The sequence below is a fragment of the Endozoicomonas sp. ONNA2 genome, from assembly GCF_024606365.1.
Classification (GTDB): Bacteria; Pseudomonadota; Gammaproteobacteria; order Pseudomonadales; family Endozoicomonadaceae; genus Endozoicomonas.
In genome coordinates, this window is the sequence record NZ_JAHHPO010000682.1 from 1 (window position 1) to 1662 (window position 1662).

Genomic DNA, 1662 nt, shown 5'->3' on the forward strand with positions numbered 1-1662 from the left:
TATTAAATTGGTAAAATTCTTCCGGTGCAATCAAAACCTTACGGATTCAGGTTTTTATTAACTTCTTAAGAAGACAGGATGATATTTAATGCAAATTTTCAGCGATTACTCCTGCACAGGGAACCTATAAAAATAATATTGGTCCAGAGGATTTTGACGTCCAGTCTTTTGCATGAGTGCATGCAAAGATAAGTGTTCTTGGTCCAAGCCTGAAAAAGGAAATGACAATGGATCTGACCGCTCACTATTTTAACCTGTCTCGACTACTGGAATTGACTTCCGAGCGACCCAATTATTTATCGGAAGATGATATTTCCAATGGTGCCACCCGGGAAAATGTTTCTTCCGACTGCATATTTTGTGGTGAAGGTTTTTTTGGCCCACATTCTGTTAAAGTGCTGCATTTGCTTGATAATTATGGTCCTCATCGTCAGAGCGCTCCCGGCATGCATTTCTTCCATGACAAGTGTCTGCAAGAATGCCGTACAGCCAATCCCGTATTTAATAGCCAATGCCCTACCTGCCGCTCACATATTTGTGGGGAAATCACTTTCTCACCCGTTGCCCATGCAGCTAAAGCTGGTGAGACAGAAAAAGCCCTTCAACTGATTGCTGAGGGTGCAGACCCGGGCGCTCGTCATTCATGGAAGGCCCATACACCCGTTCACATTGCCACTAAAAACGGTAATTTGGCGTTGATCCGCTCATTACTGGGCGCCGGTGCTGATATCAATATGCAAGATAATAAAGGCATGACACCCCTTCATCATGCTGCAAAAGGCAGTAATTCTGCGGCAATGCAACTACTTCTGGATCACAAGGCAGATATGAATATCCGGGAGGAAACTGGTTGCACGGCTCTCCATCTGGCTGCCGGGAATCCTGAAACTCCTGAGCTATTTGACCTCTTGATTGACAATGGTGCTTCCTTCGAACTGGCAAATATTGACGAACGAAAAGTCATTCACTTTGCCGCAGAATCCGGGCATGAACGGGCACTGAAAAAACTGATTGCCAAACACGACGATGTGAATGCGCTTGATGAAGATAATCGCACTCCTCTTTTTTATGCCACACGCCCTTTTTTTTACCCGTACAATCCTTTAAACGAAAATGCCCCTGAAGTGGTCAGGATACTCCTTGCAGCAGAAGCCAGAATTGAGCTTTGCACTAGTGTCGGGCTTACTGCTTTTGATGCAATTTGCGAGTATGACAACCCTCTACATATCGCGTTGCTTAAGGAATTACTACCCAAAGCCTTGAATGCTTTTACCGATGTTAATCAGCCAGTTAGCAAGCCTGGAAAAACGCTTCTTTATTTCGCACTTTTGGCAAAAGACCTGGAAGCCGTTGAAACCCTCATCGCCAGAGGGGCGAATACAAGCACAATAGGACAGTCCAGGTTAAAAGTTCTGTTAGGCCGACTGGGTGAACAAAGTCAGGCGTTTGTTGATGCTCTTAATACTTCAACGCAAAAGCGTAAAAGGCTCGGGTCGATAGAATCAGGGGCACCCTCAGGCAAAAAAAGCAAGACCGGGAATTGCTGCCCGAGAATAGTCTGCCATTAATCCCTGCTTAAAATGGTTGCATCATGTTCATTAATCAAGCGTTTTATGGTGTCCAGCGAATCCCGGCAATCCAGGGCAATACCCTCAGAAAAAA

1 protein-coding gene is annotated in these 1662 nt (G+C 45.1%); it reads left to right on the top strand.

Features of this window, described 5'->3' with window-relative positions:
* Nucleotides 1-227: 227 nt before the first annotated feature.
* Nucleotides 228-1568, top strand: coding sequence for an ankyrin repeat domain-containing protein (locus KDK14_RS11960; protein WP_257265352.1), 1341 nt, complete (start codon nt 228-230; stop codon nt 1566-1568).
* Nucleotides 1569-1662 lie beyond the last annotated feature (94 nt).